Consider the following 18,040-nt stretch of genomic DNA (forward strand, 5'->3'; position numbering starts at 1 on the left):
GTTCATCTCATTATTTCAACCAAGAAACTGGGTCTTTTTTCCATTCTTGTAATAATAGACGATCATCTTGTGAGATATAATCATTTTCTATCGCAACGTCGATTAATTCATCATAGTTCGTTAATGTATCAAATGGAATGCCTGCTGCTTTGAGATTTTCTACACCACTTGGTAATTGATACGTAAAAATGGCAGCAACACCCAATACAGCTGCCCCTTCACGTTTAGCTGCTTGAGCAGCATCAATCACGCTACCACCTGTTGAAATCAAATCCTCAATAATAACCATTTTAGCACCATTATCAATACGTCCTTCGATTTGATTTTTCTTGCCGTGATCTTTAGATTTTCCACGGATATAAACCATTGGTAAGCCAAGTTCTTCGGCAACCCATGCAGCATGCGGAATCCCTGCAGTGGCTGTTCCAGCGATCACTTCAACACTTGGGTAGTTTTCTTTAATTAAGTTCGCTAATCCTTTAGCGACCAATCTACGCACATCAGGATAGCTCATCGTTAAACGATTATCACAATAGATTGGACTTTTAATCCCACTCGCCCATGTAAACGGCTCATTTGGACTTAAAGATACTGCTTTGATTGATAATAATTCTTTTGCAATTTGTTTCATTAATCATTCTCTCCATTCCATTCGTTTTTGATTTCTACATAAGCAGCATAAGGGTTCTCTGCTTGTGTAATTGGTCTTCCCACGACGATATATGTCGAACCATTTTCTCTTGCTTTACTTGGTGTCATCACACGTTTTTGATCACCAACGTCATTGCTTGCTAAACGAATGCCTGGTGTTAAACACACAAAGTCTTCACTTGTGTGTTCTTTGATATCTCTTGCTTCATGGGCCGAACACACCACACCATCTAGTCCTGCTTCTTGAGTTAGTGTAGCATAATGACGCACACTGTCATTCAAACCAACAGAAATAAGTTGTTCTTCTTTCACTTGTTCATCACTAGTAGAGGTTAATTGAGTCACAGCAATTAATTTTGGAACTGGCTGACCAGTAGGGGTTCCTTCTTTCAATCCTCTATAGGCTGCCTCCATCATCTCTTTACCACCAGCAGCATGGACATTGGTTAATGCCACACCAAGCTTAGCGATACCTTTCATAGCAGAATAAACAGTATTTGGAATATCATGTAACTTTAAATCCAAAAATACATCATGTCCATTATCGATCAACCACGTTACAATACTTGGCCCTTCTTGATAAAATATTTCCATTCCTACTTTCAGATAAAGTGATTCTTCTTTTGGAAAATGACTTAAAAATAGTTCCATATCTTTTTTGCTCGGTAAATCTAGTGCAATTACTGGTCGTTTTTCTCTCATTGTCTAGCCCCTTTCACTTCTCTTATTAATTGTTCGATGGACTCAATCCCTAATTCATCCATTTTGCTTGGTAATTCATCAATTAACTTCGGACAAATATATGGGTCAGTGAAATTCATAGTTCCAACAGCGACAGCACTTGCTCCAGCTAAGTACATTTCAATCACATCGTCTACTGTGGACACACCACCCATTCCAATAATCGGAATGTCGACTGCGTGAGATACTTCATGAATCATGCGAATTGCCACTGGTTTGATACCTGGGCCTGATAATCCACCAGTCCCATTAGCTAATACAGACTTTCTTGTTTTTAAGTCTATACGCATACCAACTAATGTATTAATCATCGTAATTCCATCTGCTCCAGCCTCTTCTACTGCTTTTGCAATGGGCACAATACTTGTCACGTTTGGTGATAGCTTGATGTAAACAGGTACATTTGCTACTGATTTTGCTGCTGCCGTTAATTCTGCGGCTACTTCTGCACTTGTTCCAAACGCGATCCCACCGTCTTTTACATTAGGACATGAAATGTTAAGCTCGATCGCTTTAACGTTTGGCGCGTCCCCAATTCTTTCGCATACTCGTTTGTAATCATCTACCGTTGATCCAGCGACGTTTGCGATAATTGGAACATCATATTTTTCAAGAGAAGGCAATTGATTTGCCATAACGGTTTCTAATCCCGGATTTTGCAATCCAATAGCATTTAACATCCCACTAGGTGTTTCAGCCACACGCGGAGTTGGATTACCATAACGCATGTCAGCTGTTGTGGCTTTTACCATAATGGCACCAAGTTTACTTAAATCATAATACTTAGCATATTCATCACCAAAACCAAAACACCCACTTGCTGGCATAATTGGATTTTTTAATTCTAATCCTGGGATACTCACACTTAAACGACTCATATTATCACTTCTCCTGCTTTAAATATTGGCCCTTCATCACAGACTTTTTTATTAACCTTAGGATCTTTCTTAGACTGACAGACGCAGGCGTAACATGCTCCCACACCACAAGCCATTCTCTCTTCCATAGATAGATACACATGAGGGTGATCTATAAAAGTCGTTTCAACAGCTCTTAGTAATCCTGGTGCACCACAAGCAAAAATTGCTTTAGGTTCTCCCGTTACAGGTTTAACTTCATCAATCAACATCCCAACATGACCCTTTACACCATATGAGCCATCATCTGTTGCAATGTGTAACTGACCTAATGCACTAAATTCTTCTTCATAATACATCACATCTTTTGATGCAAAACCATTTAAGAAATAGATAGTTGCACCTTTTTCTTTTAGTCTACGTCCTAACTCATAAAGAGGAGGAACACCAATTCCTCCACCTATTACATAAACAACATCATCTTTTTCTACCATTTCTATATCAAATCCATTACCTAAAGGTCCTAAACAATCTAGTTTATCGCCAACTTGAGACTCACTAAACGCTTTTGTCCCATCGCCTTCAACACGGTAAATGACTTTGCACGTTTTATCGTCATGATTTACTTCTGCCAAACTTATTGGGCGTCTTAAGAGTAAATCTTCTCTCGGAACACGAATATGAATAAATTGACCTGGTGTTACCATCTCTTGCGTTAAGTCTCCTCTTAACGTCATTTCGAATATACGTGGTGCTAATTCAACTTGATTGACAATCTCCATCATCTCTTGTTTCATATTCAATCTCCTTTTTTATAATGATAATGCTGTAAAGCTTCTAGCTTCTAATACTTTAAGTATCGCTTCTGCCGTATCAAGGGACGTCATAAGCGGCACACCATTTTCAACAGAAAAACGTCTTATTCTAAAGCCATCTGATGCTTCTTTCTCACTATTACCTGTCGTATTAATAACTAAATTTACTCGTCCTGTTTTAATGCAGTCAATCACGTTATAATTTTTAGTATCTGCTATTTTTGCGACTGTTTCGACAATTAATCCATGATCTGTTAAGTACTTACTTGTTCCTTCAGTTGCTAACATGCCATACCCAATATCTGAGAATCGTTTGGCTAACGCTAGAGCTTCTTCTTTGCAATCATCCGAGATAGTAAACAAGACATTACCATAATCAGGTAAATGCATACCACTTGCTTCAAATGCTTTGTAAAGAGCTTTTTCCATTGTACGATCTGTTCCCATGACTTCACCAGTTGATTTCATTTCTGGCCCTAATTGTGTATCCACTTCATGAAGTTTTGCAAATGAGAATACTGGTGCTTTCACATGAACCATTGGGCTTTCTTTATATAATCCTGGTTCATAACCAAACTCTTTCAATGTATGACCTAAAATTAATTGTGTCGCAAGTTTGGCCATTGGGATATCTGTTACTTTACTTAAGAAAGGAACTGTTCGGCTAGCACGGGGATTGACTTCGATCACGAAGACGTCTTCTCCTTGTGCGATAAACTGGATATTCATGATGCCTTTACAGTTCAACCCTTTAGCTAATTTTTGTGTGTAATCAACAATTTTATCAATCACTGGTTGGCTTATTGTTTGAGGTGGATAGACTGCCATCGAATCTCCTGAATGGACACCCGCACGCTCTATATGTTCCATTATACCAGGTATTAATACATCTTCTCCATCACAAATTGCATCAACTTCACACTCTGTTCCAACAACATATCGGTCGATTAAAATTGGATGCTCTGGTGATGCTTTTACGGCTTCAACCATGTAACGTTTTAAGTCTTTTGTGCTCCAGACAATCTCCATCGCACGACCTCCTAAAACATAACTTGGTCTAACTAATACAGGATAGCCAATTCTTTCCGCAATTTTTATCGCGTCAGCTTCATTAGTCGCCGTTGCTCCTTCAGGTTGTGGAATGCCTAACTCTTGTAACGCTTGTTCAAACTTATCACGATTTTCTGCTCTATCTAAATCTTCTAAGGTTGTTCCAATAATTGGAATACCGTGTTTCGTTAATCCTTCTGCTAAGTTAATCGCTGTTTGACCACCAAACTGAACGATAACGCCTTTAGGTTGTTCTAACTCTACGATGTTAAGCACATCTTCTAATGTTAATGGCTCAAAGTATAGTTTATCTGAAATTGAGAAGTCAGTTGATACAGTTTCTGGATTACTATTGATAATAATCGCTTCATAGCCTTGTTCTTGAATGGCTTTAACCGAGTGAACTGTCGCATAATCAAATTCTACCCCTTGACCGATACGAATTGGACCAGATCCAAGTACAATCACTGATTCTTTATCTGTTCTTTCGCTTTCGTTTTCTTCTTCATATGTACTATAGAAATATGGGGTTTCTGAAGCAAATTCTCCAGCACATGTGTCCACCATTTTATAAACTGGTAAAATCTTATTCTCAGTTCTGATATTTTTTACGTCTTCTGCTGTCATATTCCATAATCTGGCTATCACAACATCTGCAATACCATAACGTTTTGCTTCTTTTAATACCCCGATATCGTTTGGGTTGTTTGACAATGCATCTTCTAATTCAATGATTCGTTTGATTTTATCTAAGAAGAAAATGTCAATTTTTGTAAACTGAGCAATATCTTGAATCATCATGCCTCGTCTAATACCTTCTGCGACTCTGAATAAACGGTCATCTTTTGCTTCAACCATTTGTTTGATTAACTCATCATCTGACAGGTCTTTTGATTCTTCTGAGTCGATATGATGTAACCCAATCTCTAAAGATCTCACCGCTTTTAATAATGATTCTTCAATCGTACGACCTAGCGCCATAACTTCTCCAGTTGCTTTCATTTGGGTACTTAATAATCTATCTCCATGTTCAAACTTATCAAATGCCCAACGTGGAATTTTTGATACGACGTAATCTAATGCTGGTTCAAACATCGCATACGTTGTTTGCGTCACTGGATTTTTCATTTCATCAAGTGTTAAACCGACCGCTATTTTCGCGGCAATTTTTGCAATCGGGAATCCTGTTGCTTTACTTGCTAACGCTGATGAGCGACTCACTCGAGGATTTACCTCAATGACATAATAGTCATAACTATCTGGGTTTAAGGCTAACTGAACATTACATCCCCCTTCAATTTCAAGGGCTTTAATAATTTTTAGTGACGCATCTCTTAATAGCTGAACTTCAACATCAGATAATGTTTGGCAAGGGGCAAATACGATTGAGTCTCCCGTATGAATTCCCACTGGGTCAAAGTTTTCCATGTGACACACCACAATCGCTTGATTATTTTTATCTCGCATCACTTCAAATTCGATTTCTTTGTAGCCAGCAATACTTTTTTCGATTAAACATTGGTCAACAGGAGAAAGGCTGATACCATTTTTTGTAATCGCAATTAATGACTCTTCATCATCACACATTCCCCCACCTGTTCCACCTAACGTAAACGCTGGACGAACAATAAGAGGATAGCCTATTTTCTTACCAAATTCTACCGCTTCTTCTACCGTATGAACAATCACACTTTCTGGGATTGGCTCGTTTAACTCTTCCATTAATTGTTTAAATAAATCTCTATCTTCTGCTTGGTCGATTGCGCTGATTTTAGTTCCTAAGAGTTCAATCCCTAATTCTGCTAAAATCCCTTTGTCATTTAACTCAATCGCCATGTTTAATCCTGTTTGACCGCCAAGTGTTGGAAGGATAGCATCTGGGCGTTCTTTTCTTAATACCTTTGTGACAAATTCTAATGTGATAGGCTCGATATAAACTTTATCAGCAATGTCTTTGTCTGTCATAATTGTCGCGGGGTTTGAGTTGATTAATACTACCTCATAACCTTCTTCTTTTAAGGCTAAACATGCTTGTGTACCGGCATAGTCAAATTCAGCTGCTTGTCCGATGATAATTGGTCCTGAACCAATCACTAATATTTTTTTTATATCGTCTCTTTTAGGCATGTTTATTCCCCCAGTTTTCCATTAATTCAATAAACTCGTCAAAAATCGATTCAGCATCATGTGGCCCAGGTGCAGCATCTGGATGAAATTGCACTGAAAAGGCTGGATGATTTTTATGTTTAACCCCTTCAACTGATCCGTCATTAATATCAACGTGAGTTAACATTAATTCTGTTGTATCTAAACTATCAAGTGACACGGCATACCCGTGATTTTGAGAGGTGAAGTACACTGAGTCAGAGGCAATCTCTCTGACAGCATGATTTCCGCCACGATGTCCAAAACGCATTTTATAAGTATCTGCTCCATTAGCTAAACTTAATAACTGATGTCCTAGACAAATACCAAAAATTGGGACAACCCCTTGAATTTTTAAAATCGTTTTTAACGCGAGTGGTAAATCTTTTGGATTTCCTGGTCCATTTGATAGCATCACGCCATCAGGTCGATAAGATAAAATCTCTTTTGCAGTTGTGTCATAAGGAACAACTGTAATATGACAATCGCGTTTGATTAATTCTCTTAATATACTTTGCTTCATGCCAAAATCAATAATCACCACGTTTGCACCCGTTCCTGGAATGCTATAAGGTTTAGTAGTTGAAACAGCCTGGACTTGTGTTGACGGTAAAACAGTCGCTCTTAATTGGTCGTAAGCATGGTTTATGTCAGACACAACATCTATAATGCTTGCCTTCATTGCCCCTTTTTCACGAATTTTTTTCGTTAACGCACGAGTGTCAATCCCGCTGATTCCTGGAACACCTTTTCGTTTCAAGAATTCATCTAATGTTGCTTGTGAGCGCCAGTTTGATGCCACTCTAGCGACATCTCTGACCACAACAGCAGAACAAGCTGGAGACATAGATTCAAAATCATCACGATTTATTCCATAATTTCCAATTGTTGGATAAGTGAATAATAATATTTGCCCTTTAAAACTTGGATCCGTCATCATCTCTTGGTACCCACTCATTCCTGTTGTAAATACTAACTCACCAGTAGCAGAATTTGGCGCACCAAATCCTTCTCCTTCATAACACGTTCCATCTTCTAAGATTAACAATCGCTTCATTTACTTACGCCTCCTTTTTATTCCAAACCAATTTCCCTTTTACAAAGGTATATAATGTGTCTCCAACAACTTTTTCTCCACTAAATGGCGTATTATGTGATTTTGAAACAAACTCTTCAGGTATGACCACTTCTTCATCTAAGTCAAAGATGGCAATATCTGCATCTGCCCCAATGTTTAATGAGCCTGTTTCTAAATTAAATAGTTTTGATGGTGCTTCTGTCATCCAATACACAACTTGCTTTAGTGTAAAACGATTTGTTTTAACAAAGTGCGTGTACATTAAAGCAAAGGCTGTTTCACTTCCCACGATTCCAAATGGTGAATCAATCATGCTTTGATTTTTTTCTTCGTGTCCATGTGGTGCATGGTCTGTAGCGATACAATCAATCGTTCCATCCAGTAATCCATCGATTAATGCTTGTTGATCATCAGTCGCTCTTAGTGGCGGATTCATTTTAAAGTAACCATGATCATGTGTGATATCACAATCTGTCATGATTAAATGATGCGGACACACTTCACACGTCACATGAATACCATGTTTTTTCGCTTGTCTGATGACTTCAACACTTTCTTTGGTTGAAACATGACAGACATGATAATGAACGCCTGTTTCTTTTGCTAATAACACGTCCCTAGCAATTTGTGATGATTCAGTCGCACTCATAATACCAGGTAAGCCTAACTCTTTTGATTTCTCACCTAAATGCATCACGCCACCAAATAATAAACTCTCATCTTCAGTGTGGGCCACAATCGCCATATCAAGTGCTGCTGCTTCTTTCATTGCTTCGTACATGACTCCAGCAGTTTGCACACCCACACCATCATTTGTAAAAGCAAATGCACCAGCTTTTTTTAATCCAGCAAAGTCAACTAACTTTTCTGTGTTTAATTCTTTTGTAATAGGTGCATATTGTAAGATGTTTACCACGCTATCTTTTTCGATTCGTTGATACATGTCCGTCAAACGCTCTGGTGTATCTGGCACTGGGTTAAGGTTTGGCATGGCGCACACTGTGGTAAACCCACCTTTAGCCGCTGAACGACTACCTGTTTCGATTGTTTCTTTGTATTCAAATCCAGGCTCTCTAAAATGCACATGAACATCAACTAATCCTGGTGTTATCAATCCGTTTTTTGCATCAATAACTTGTTCAAAACTCTCTGCTGTTTCAGTAAATTGACCAAGCCCTTTGATTTTCCCTTCTTCAATCCATACATCGACAGGAATCAATTGATTTCTACTTGTAACCACTCGGCCATTTTTAATTAATGTTTTCATGTTCATCCTCCTAAGATTTTCCTTGTAAAATGGCTTCTAATATTGCCATTCTCATAAATACACCATTGGTCATCTGTTGCGTGATGCGTGATTGATACCCTTCGACTAACTCATCAGCTAGCTCGACATCACGATTGACCGGAGCGGGGTGCATGATAATCGCTTTTTCTTTCATTTTGGTTGCACGTTCATTTGTTAAACCATGTTGTTGGTGATACTCTTCTTTTGAAAAACTATCCCCTTCATCGTGACGCTCATGTTGCACACGTAACATCATCATCACGTCTACTTTATCTAATACGTCATCTATTGGTAAGTAAGTCCCGTATGCTTCATATTTCTTGTTGTACCATTCTTCTGGTCCACAGAAATAAAGATTGGCTCCCAGACGTTTTAACATCTTCATGTTTGAGTTGGCCACACGAGAATGCGTTAAATCGCCACAGATTGCAATATTTAAATTGTCAAAATGTCCGAACTCTTCATATATAGTCAATAAGTCAAGTAGACACTGTGTTGGGTGATTACCACTACCGTCTCCTCCGTTGATGATGGATGTCGTGATTGTTTTACTTTGAATTAACTCATTGTAATAATCTTCTTCCCAGTGACGAATCACACACGCATGCACACCGATTGCTGACATCGTCAACACAGTGTCATATAACGATTCACCTTTTGATACTGAACTTGTTTTTGCATCAAATTCTATTACATCGATGCCCATTTTTTTCTCTGCGACTTCAAAACTCTTATGTGTTCTTGTGCTGTTTTCAAAGAATAGATTAGCAACAAAATATTGTTGATTTGGTAATTGAGATTTTTCTCCGTGTTTAAACTGCTGTGCACGTTTAATTAATCCCATCACTTCTTGATCACTTAATGATTCTGCAGTTAGTAAATGTTTTAAACTAATTCTCTCCGATGTAATAATCATTTGAGCCTCTCCTTTTTATTCTAATTCGCTTTTCGCTTTTTCAGGTAAAATCAAGTTCAGTATAATTCCAAACAATGTTGCTAGAGCCATACCAGAAACTGCTACTGCTCCAACTTGGAATGTTAATCCGCCGATTCCCACTACTAAGATAACTGAGGCAATCAACAAGTTGCGTTTTAAGTTAAAATCAATTTTATTATCAATCAAGATTTTCAATCCGCTTGAAGCAATCACTCCGAATAGGATAAAACTAATTCCCGCAATAACAGGGTTGGGAATACTTTGAATAATCGCGGTTAATTTTCCGACAAAACTTAATCCCATTGCTAGAGCTGCTGCTCCACCGATGACAAACATACTATGGACGCGAGTAATCGCTAGTACGCCAATATTCTCTCCGTAACTTGTAACAGGAGGACCGCCAACTAAACCAGCGACGATTTGAGCTAATCCGTCACCCTTAAGTGTTTTATCTAATCCCGGCTCTTTAAAGAAATCTCGTTTCGTTAATTTGTTTAATACCATTAAGTGTCCAATGTGTTCTGTCATCGTCACAAATGCGATAGGTGCCATCGTCACAATCGCGGTTAAGTAAAATTTAGGTGTGTAAGTCACAAACGGTGCTTGAAAGTCAGGTAAAGCAAACCATGCTGCTTGTCTAATTGGCTCAACATCGACAATCCCAACTGCAAGTGCGATAAAGTAACCACACACAATTCCTAGTAATATTGGAATAAGTCCCATAAAGCCTTTAAGATACATGTTAAAGAAAATTGTTAGTGACATCGTAATCAAGGCAACTGCAATGTATTTCACACTGTAAACTTGTTCGCCTTTTGCTCCTACTGCATACATCGCTTGATTTGCTGCATTTCCAGCTAATCCAAGTCCGATTACCATGACAACTGGTCCAACCACAATCGCTGGAAGCAATTTATCTAACCAAGCTGATCCTGCTCGTTTCACAATTGCTGAAACAATTAAGTAGACAATCCCCGTTGTGATAGCTCCCAAGGCAACTGCCGGGTAACCATCATCCTTCATTAACATTTGCATCGCTGCGATAAACGCAAAACTACTTCCTAAGTAAGCTGGTATTTTTCCTTTTGTTACGATAAGATACACAATCGTTCCAAGTCCTGAACTAAATAGGGCAATTCCTGGATTAATACCGACTAATATTGGCACTAGTACTGTGGCACCAAACATCGTAAATAAATGTTGTAAGCTAAGTCCTAACCATTTAATTCCTTTCGGCTTATCATGTATGTCCAATACAACATCTGGGTTTCTATAGTTTTCTTTCATTTGACAGTCTCCTTTATAATAAAAAATCCTCGTTTCAGTTTTAGAAACGAGGCGCGCGAAAACAAGTTGGTGTTTGACTTTTTCCACCAATTGTTATTGCTTTTCCTAGTCTCTCTGTACTCGATTAAAAAGCTTATTTAATTAAGTTGTTTAATTTTGATCTCATCTTTACCATCATATTCTTCCACAGATACAATAATTTGTTCTGTTTTTGATGTTGGAATATTTTTGCCAACGTAATCAGCTCGAATTGGTAATTCTCTATGTCCTCTATCAACTAATACGGCTAATGAAATCTTTTCAGGACGACCAATATCCATGATAGCATCTAGTGCTGCACGAATCGTTCTACCTGTAAAAATAACGTCATCGACTAAAATGACTTCTTTATCTTCTATTGAAAAGGGAATATTTGATGCATGTACTTCAGGTGTGTCGTGTTCATTGACATGATTATCATCTCTGTATAATGTAATATCTAGCTCACCAACAGGAATGTCTTTTCCTTCTAATTGTTTTAATCTCTCAGCAATTCGATTAGCTAGATAAATGCCGCGTGTTTTGATCCCAATCAACACGATATCATCAATGCCTTTGTGTCGTTCAATAATTTCATAAGTAATACGTGTCAATGCTCGTTTCATTGTCATGTCATCCACTACTACTTTTTCAGTCATTAAAGTTCCCCCTAAATTTTTTAAACAAAAAACCCTCTCATCCATCAAAGAATAAGAGGGTTGTGTTTAGTCATAGTGATATAAGGATACAATGACCCTTATCAATACATATTACACGCTCCTTCTTAGCCTCTCTGGACTACTCTTAAAGGACTGTTCTGTTTTGTTGTACTGAGTATAACGCACTCATAAGTAAATATCAATCATTATTTTCGATTTCCTTTAATGTTTGTTTAAATATTTCTGGTAACTCAGAATCAAAGGTCATGAGCTCTCCTGTTGTCGGATGAGTAAAGGCTAATGTTTTAGCGTGTAAGAACTGCCCGTTTCCTTTTATCGTTTTCTTCGGTCCATATAATGGATCTCCTACGATTGGGTAGCCAATGTAATCCATGTGAACACGAATTTGATGTGTTCGTCCTGTTTCAAGTACACACTCAATCAACGTATAATCTAAAAATCTTTCTAACACAGTAAAATGCGTCACGGCTTCTTTACCATCAGAAATAATCGCTTGTTTTTGACGATTATCTTTACTTCGTCCAATCGGTGCATCTATTTTTCCTTTTTCATGTGGAATGACACCATGAACTAACGCCACATATTTTCTCAATGTTTTTCTTTCTCTTAGTTCATCTTGTAAGGCAACATGAGCTGCATCATTTTTTGCGACCATTAATAACCCAGATGTATCTTTATCAATACGGTGTACAATCCCTGGACGAATCACGTCGTTTATACTTGAGAGTGAGTCAGCATGAAATAATAACGCATTAACAAGCGTTCCACTTGGATGCCCCATAGATGGATGCACGACCATGCCTTGAGGTTTATTCACGACTATCACATCGTCATCTTCATATACAATCTCAAGCGGAATATCTTGTGCTTCTAACGTTAATTCTTTAGGTTCAGGTACTTGAATATCAATATTATCTTGGTTTTTCACTTTATAATTTGCTTTGACGATTTCACCATTTACACTGACTGCTTCTTCTTTTAACCAGCTTTGGATTTGCGAACGAGAATAGTCTGGATAGATGTCTGCCAAGACTTTATCGATTCTCCCCTTTTTATCTTCTACTACATAATGTAATTGTGTCATTTATTATCTCCTTCATTCAACTTGCTCACTTAGTTTATCATAAAACTTTAAGTGATTCACTAATTCCATGACGAATTTAGGTAAAACAAAAAAAGAGACGACATTCGCCTCTTCTTTTTATTCTTCATTAATTTCAGTTGTTGTTCCTGGTGTGTTGAATTTATCTTTATCAAACGTGCCTTCCCATTTATCTACGACTACCGCTGAAACCATACTACCACATACATTTAACATGGTACGACCCATATCAATTATTGGATCAATTCCAAATACTGCACCGATACTAGAAATAGCTGAGCCGTATCCTAATCCATTTAATGTGACCGTTGCGGCAACAGTAGCCGTTCCTGGTACACCGGCAATCCCGATAGACCCAACTGTTACGACAACAACTACTAAGACAAAGAATGAAAAGTCCATTGTCGCACCCGCTGCAGCAGCTACAAGTGTTCCTAACATCGCAGGGAATACACCCGCACAACCGTTCATCCCAATTGTTGTTCCAAGTGTGGCAACAAAGTTAGATGTTTCACCTGATACACCCATATCTTTTTCAAGTGTTTGTAAGGTATAAGGTAGCGTCCCTACACTTGAACGAGATGAAAAGGCAAATAATAACGTTGTAAATGCTTTTTTATAAAATGTTACTGGATTAACACCCATGAATATGAGGATCACAACATAAACTAGTAACATAATAATAACACCTGTATAAAGAGCGGCGATAAATCCTAACATGCTAATAACAGATTGCACACCATTTGTAATGATTGTGTTACTTACAAGAGCCACAACACCATATGGCATTAACTTAATCACATTAGTTAAAACAGAATTTACTGTCACACGTAATGAATCTAAAAATGTAATAAACGGTGCCACTTCAGTCGGTTTTTTAACCTTCAAAAAGCGAATAGCTGTGGCAAACATCGCCGCAATAATCACGACTGATACAATACTTCCGTTATCTCCCATAACACTTGTGATATTATTTGGAATTAAATTTAAGAAAAATTCTGGAAAGCTTTGTGCGGCAATATTATTAATAAATTCAGATTTTTGTTTAGTTAAATCTCCGGCAAAACTAATAGCATTAAGATTGAACAACTTAACCACTAAAATCCCCACAATAGCAGAAATAGCAGTAGTACTTAATAATGTAATAAACGTTCTAGTAGTCAAACTTTTAATCCGGTCTCCTTGCACGTCCACTACTACTTTAATAATAGACAAAAATACAACAGGAACGGCAAGTAATTGAACTAGTTTTAAAAATCCAGATCCTATTAACCCATACCATACTGAGATTTCTCCCCTAGCATGATCAATATAAATCCCATTTTTACTACTTACTGCATCAAACCCAATTCCTAATACAAGACCGATGATCAAAGCGATAATCATGCGTTTTGAAAAACTAACTTTCTTGTCCTTGAGTATTCTTAAGCACATGATTGCCGCACCTAACAATACAATAGCAATCAACGTATAAAAATTACTCACTTTTAAAAACTGTGAAAAAAATGGAACATCTATCATAAATATCATCTCCTTTTTATCAGTCTACACTGATTTCGTCTTTTTAATAAACAATGCAAATAAGTGCTTCTGCTCTTTACTTATGAATAATAAACTCTACTTCTAGTAAGGCACCTTTTGGTAATTTTGCAACTTGAAAAGCTGACCTTGCAGGTGTTTTGTCTGTAAAATAACTCCCATAAATATCATTAAATGTATTGAAATGCTCTAAGTCTTGTAAGAAACAAGTTGTTTTTACAATCGCGTTAAAGTCCACTCCAACTTCATCTAATATCAATTTGATGTTTTCCATCACTTGTTTTGCCTGACCTTCAATTGTATCTGATACAATATCTCCTGTCTCAATATCAATTGGGATTTGCCCGGAAACAAAAACTAAATCTCCTGCTTCACGAAACACTGAATAAGGGCCAATTGGCTTTGGCAATTTTGACATAATCATCCTCCATTCCTAATTTATAGTTGTCATTATACACAAATTATCTATCATTTTAAAAAATTTACTCTCAAAAATGACGATTTATTTGAAATTTTATTCATATGAACGTTTTTTAATACGAAATTTTACTTAAGATTTAATTGACAGCGCATACATTAAGATGTTACGTTCAAGGTATTAACACAATAGACTTAACTTATATAAAATTGGAGGGGATTTTATGAACAATAATACAACACTATTACATGGTTATTCCGTGATCGACAAAGAAACTGGAGCAGCCTCTATTCCAAAATACCAAACATCCACGTTCCATCAAGATGATGTCTTCCATCATACTGGATACAACTACACTCGGTTCGGTAACCCAACCATCACAGCTGTTGAAGAATGCATCGCATCTCTTGAGTGTGCCAAATTCGGTTTAGCCTTTTCTTCGGGTATGGCAGCTATTAATTCTGTTTTATTTATGTTATCTCAAGGAGATCACTTAATTTTAGGAAAAAACATTTATGGTGGCACTTATCAGATTGTGACGGAATTTCTGACACGTTTTGGCGTAAAACATACGTTCGTTGATGAATCCGATGTTTCGGCATGGGAAAATGCCATCCAACCAAATACCAAGTTATTTTATTTGGAGACACCATCGAACCCTTTATTAACAATTACAGACTTAAAAGCTGTTTGTCATTTGGCAAAAAAACACGACATTTTAACTGCCTGTGACAACACATTTATGACACCTATTCATCAACAACCACTCGATTTGGGTGTCGATATTGTCATTCACAGTGCCACAAAATTTATTAATGGGCATAGTGACATTTTAGCCGGACTAATTGCGACAAATGATGAAGAACTCTACTCAATGCTCAAAAAACATCAAAAAGCATTAGGAAGTATTTTAAGCGTTGAAGATGCGTGGTTACTTCTTAGAGGGGTTAAAACAATGGGGCTTCGCATGAAACAATCCGTTAAAAATGCAGCTAAAATCGCAGACTTTTTATCAAATCACGATGAAATAAAATCTGTCTATTACCCTGGACTAGCAACTCATCCTCAATCAGACATTCATCAATCACAAACACAATCTGGTGGTGCTGTTTTAAGTTTTGAGTTAAGTTGTGAAGATAAAGTCGCTGATTTCTTTAATAAATGTCAAATCCCTATTGTGGCTGTCAGTCTTGGCGGTGTTGAGTCGATTTTATCTTATCCTTGGACCATGTCACATGCCTGTATGCCTGAAGAAGAACGCATCAAAATGGGTGTTACCTCAACGTTAATTCGTCTATCTTGCGGTATTGAGGATTGTGACGATTTGATTAATGATTTAGAAAATGCACTGAAATAAGCAAAAGACCAAGCCACAATCGACTTGGTCTTTTTTTGTATTATTTACTGTAGTTTTTCACTTCAGCAACCACTGATTCAACAAATAATGGTAATTTCACTGTCTCAGTTTCTTTGCTTCCGTATTTACGGACGTTGACTTCACCGTTGTCTAACTCTTTATCTCCCACAACAATTTGATATGGAATTTTTTGAGTTTGAGATTCACGAATCTTGTAACCCATTTTTTCATTACGATCGTCCACTTCAAAACGTAAGCCTAAACTATTTAATTGCTCTTTGATTTCAAAGGCATAGTCACTATGTAAGTCTAAGTTAACTGGGATGATTGTTCCTTGCACTGGTGCTAACCAAGTTGGGAATGCGCCTTTATACACTTCAGTTAAGTAAGCAACAAAGCGTTCCATTGTTGACACGATACCACGGTGGATAACGACTGGACGATGAGTATTTTCGCCATCTTGTCCAACATAAGTTAAGTCAAAACGTTCAGGTAATAAGAAGTCTAACTGGATAGTAGATAATGTTTCTTCCATTCCTAAGGCAGTTTTTACTTGCACGTCAAGTTTAGGGCCATAGAATGCTGCTTCGCCTTCTGCTTCAAAGTATTCTAACCCTAATTCATCAATGGCTTCTTTCAGCATTGTTTGAGCTTTTTCCCACATTTCATCATCATTAAAGTATTTTTCTGTGTTTTCTGGGTCTCTGTAACTTAAACGGAAACGATAATCTGTAATATTGAAATCTTCATATACGGCAACCATTAATTCTAATGTACGTTTGAATTCATCTTTGATTTGATCTGGACGAACAAATGTATGACCATCATTTAATGTCATTTCACGCACACGTTGTAAACCTGATAACGCACCTGATTTTTCATAACGATGCATCATACCAAGTTCAGCGATACGAATTGGTAGTTCACGGTAACTATGAACATCATTTTTATAAACCATCATATGATGTGGACAGTTCATTGGACGTAATACTAACATTTCACCGTCTCCCATGTCCATTGGTGGAAACATGTCTTCATGGTAATGATCCCAATGACCAGAAGTTTTGTAAAATTCAACGTTTGCCATAATTGGTGTGTAAACGTGTTGGTACCCTAAGCTGATTTCTTTATCAGTAATATAGCGTTCGATTGTACGGCGAATTGTCGCACCTTTTGGTAACCAGAATGGTAAACCAGAACCAACTTCAGGACTTAACATAAATAAGTCTAATTCTTTCCCAAGTTTTCTATGGTCACGTTCTTTCGCTTCTTCACGCATTTTGATGTATTCTTTTAAAGCTTTTTTATCAAAGAAAGCTGTTCCGTAAACACGTTGCATCATATGGTTATCAGAGTTCCCTCTCCAGTATGCTCCAGCAACAGATAATAATTTGAAGACTTGAATACGTCCTGTAGATGGCACATGTACCCCGCGACATAAGTCAACAAAGTCGCCTTGCTCATAAACAGTAATCACTTCATCTTCTGGTAGGTCAGTAATTAATTCCACTTTATATGGATCTTCCTTAAACAACTCTAAAGCATCGGCACGAGAAATTTCTTTACGCACGATTGGGTTATTTTCTTTTACAATCGCCATCATCTCTTTTTCAATCGCTTCTAAGTTTTCTTCAGAGATAACCTCTTCACCATTATCAGTGTCATAGTAAAACCCATTTTCAATTGCTGGTCCAACACCAAAATGAATATTTGGGTATAAACGTTTCATCGCGTTTGCCATCAAGTGAGCTGTTGAGTGACGTAAAATTCCTAACGCGTCCTCATGGTCTGGTGTCACGATTTCAATTGACCCATCCACTTCGATTGGTCGCTCTAAATCAATCAACTCGCCATTTAATTTACCTGCTAAGGCTTTTTTTGCTAGAGAATTGCTGATGCTTTTTGCAATATCTAATGTTGATGAGCCACTCTCAAATTCTTTGACAGCGCCATCTGGAAAAGTAATCTTAATCATACTATCGTCTCCTTTTAATTTTTTAAATAAAAAAAGCCCTAGTAAGTCATATTGACCTACTAGGACGAATCATCGTGGTTCCACCTAATATTTAAGACATAA

Annotated in this window: 15 protein-coding genes; 1 reads left to right on the forward strand and 14 read right to left on the reverse strand. The window is 37.4% G+C overall.

Going from position 1 to position 18,040, the window contains the following annotated elements:
• Positions 1 to 10 precede the first annotated feature (10 nt).
• From pyrE to BHY08_RS05375, 13 genes are all read right to left on the reverse strand, one after another.
• Complete coding sequence (gene pyrE, locus BHY08_RS05315) at positions 11 to 631, reverse strand: orotate phosphoribosyltransferase (RefSeq protein WP_071456888.1); 621 nt, start codon at positions 629 to 631, stop codon at positions 11 to 13.
• A complete protein-coding gene (gene pyrF, locus BHY08_RS05320; protein WP_071456889.1) occupies positions 631 to 1,353 on the reverse strand; it encodes an orotidine-5'-phosphate decarboxylase in 723 nt (240 codons plus the stop codon). The genes pyrE and pyrF overlap by 1 nt, the downstream gene beginning before the upstream one ends.
• The gene (locus BHY08_RS05325; RefSeq protein WP_071456890.1) at positions 1,350 to 2,270 is read right to left on the reverse strand and encodes a dihydroorotate dehydrogenase; all 921 of its coding nucleotides are present in this window, start codon (positions 2,268 to 2,270) and stop codon (positions 1,350 to 1,352) included. The genes pyrF and BHY08_RS05325 overlap by 4 nt, the downstream gene beginning before the upstream one ends.
• Positions 2,267 to 3,046 (reverse strand): dihydroorotate dehydrogenase electron transfer subunit, encoded by a 780-nt coding sequence (locus tag BHY08_RS05330; RefSeq protein ID WP_071456891.1) that lies wholly within the window; start codon positions 3,044 to 3,046, stop codon positions 2,267 to 2,269. Before BHY08_RS05330 ends, BHY08_RS05325 begins: the two co-directional genes overlap by 4 nt.
• Positions 3,047 to 3,061: 15 nt before the next feature.
• A complete protein-coding gene (carB, locus tag BHY08_RS05335) occupies positions 3,062 to 6,241 on the reverse strand; it encodes a carbamoyl-phosphate synthase large subunit (protein ID WP_071456892.1) in 3,180 nt (1,059 codons plus the stop codon).
• Complete coding sequence (locus BHY08_RS05340) at positions 6,234 to 7,316, reverse strand: carbamoyl phosphate synthase small subunit (protein ID WP_071456893.1); 1,083 nt, start codon at positions 7,314 to 7,316, stop codon at positions 6,234 to 6,236. Before BHY08_RS05340 ends, carB begins: the two co-directional genes overlap by 8 nt.
• 4 nt (positions 7,317 to 7,320) lie before the next feature.
• On the reverse strand, positions 7,321 to 8,604 hold the full coding sequence (locus BHY08_RS05345) for a dihydroorotase (protein WP_071456894.1): 1,284 nt from the start codon (positions 8,602 to 8,604) through the stop codon (positions 7,321 to 7,323).
• Between the two features lie 10 nt (positions 8,605 to 8,614).
• On the reverse strand, positions 8,615 to 9,541 hold the full coding sequence (locus BHY08_RS05350) for an aspartate carbamoyltransferase catalytic subunit (RefSeq protein WP_071456895.1): 927 nt from the start codon (positions 9,539 to 9,541) through the stop codon (positions 8,615 to 8,617).
• Between the two features lie 15 nt (positions 9,542 to 9,556).
• The gene (locus BHY08_RS05355; RefSeq protein ID WP_071456896.1) at positions 9,557 to 10,849 is read right to left on the reverse strand and encodes a solute carrier family 23 protein; all 1,293 of its coding nucleotides are present in this window, start codon (positions 10,847 to 10,849) and stop codon (positions 9,557 to 9,559) included.
• Positions 10,850 to 10,986: 137 nt separating this feature from the next.
• Complete coding sequence (pyrR, locus tag BHY08_RS05360; protein ID WP_071456897.1) at positions 10,987 to 11,526, reverse strand: bifunctional pyr operon transcriptional regulator/uracil phosphoribosyltransferase PyrR; 540 nt, start codon at positions 11,524 to 11,526, stop codon at positions 10,987 to 10,989.
• A 199-nt stretch (positions 11,527 to 11,725) separates the two neighbouring features.
• Positions 11,726 to 12,631 (reverse strand): RluA family pseudouridine synthase, encoded by a 906-nt coding sequence (locus tag BHY08_RS05365; RefSeq protein ID WP_071456898.1) that lies wholly within the window; start codon positions 12,629 to 12,631, stop codon positions 11,726 to 11,728.
• A gap of 117 nt (positions 12,632 to 12,748) precedes the next feature.
• On the reverse strand, positions 12,749 to 14,170 hold the full coding sequence (locus BHY08_RS05370; RefSeq protein WP_071456899.1) for a cation:dicarboxylate symporter family transporter: 1,422 nt from the start codon (positions 14,168 to 14,170) through the stop codon (positions 12,749 to 12,751).
• Between the two features lie 76 nt (positions 14,171 to 14,246).
• Complete coding sequence (locus tag BHY08_RS05375) at positions 14,247 to 14,606, reverse strand: Rid family detoxifying hydrolase (protein WP_071456900.1); 360 nt, start codon at positions 14,604 to 14,606, stop codon at positions 14,247 to 14,249.
• Between the two features lie 223 nt (positions 14,607 to 14,829).
• On the opposite strand from BHY08_RS05375, the gene BHY08_RS05380 reads away from it, so the two are divergent.
• Positions 14,830 to 15,963 carry a trans-sulfuration enzyme family protein gene (locus BHY08_RS05380; protein WP_071456901.1) on the forward strand — a complete coding sequence of 378 codons (1,134 nt, stop codon included), beginning with the start codon at positions 14,830 to 14,832 and terminating at the stop codon, positions 15,961 to 15,963.
• 40 nt (positions 15,964 to 16,003) lie between these two features.
• Here BHY08_RS05380 and thrS read toward each other — a convergent pair whose 3' ends face one another.
• The gene (gene thrS / locus BHY08_RS05385; protein WP_071456902.1) at positions 16,004 to 17,938 is read right to left on the reverse strand and encodes a threonine--tRNA ligase; all 1,935 of its coding nucleotides are present in this window, start codon (positions 17,936 to 17,938) and stop codon (positions 16,004 to 16,006) included.
• Positions 17,939 to 18,040 lie beyond the last annotated feature (102 nt).

The sequence above is a fragment of the Vagococcus teuberi genome (assembly GCF_001870205.1).
GTDB classification, from domain to species: domain Bacteria; phylum Bacillota; class Bacilli; order Lactobacillales; family Vagococcaceae; genus Vagococcus; species Vagococcus teuberi.